At 59.3% G+C, this 305-nt stretch carries 1 protein-coding gene; it reads right to left on the reverse strand.

Translation table 11 applies throughout. From position 1 onward, the window contains the following. On the reverse strand, window positions 1-305 hold a 305-nt coding region (locus JZX88_RS26490; protein ID WP_246753564.1), incomplete at both ends, for an EF-Tu/IF-2/RF-3 family GTPase.

Raw genomic sequence — 305 nt, forward strand, 5'->3', positions numbered from 1 at the left:
TCTTCCTTCGTCAGGATGTAGGCTTCGGCCTTGAACTTCTTGTGCGGCTTGACAGAACCCGGCTTGCACAGGATCTGACCACGCTCGACGCCGTCACGGTTAACACCGCGAACCAGTGCACCGATGTTGTCGCCAGCCTGGCCCTGGTCGAGCAGCTTGCGGAACATTTCAACGCCGGTAACCGTCGTCTTCGAGGTCGGACGGATGCCGACGATCTCGACTTCTTCGCCAACCTTGACGATACCGCGCTCAACGCGACCCGTCACAACCGTACCACGGCCCGAGATCGAGAACACGTCTTCGAT

Origin of the sequence: Agrobacterium sp. OT33, from assembly GCF_017313365.1 — a bacterium.
GTDB lineage: Bacteria > Pseudomonadota > Alphaproteobacteria > Rhizobiales > Rhizobiaceae > Agrobacterium > Agrobacterium rhizogenes_A.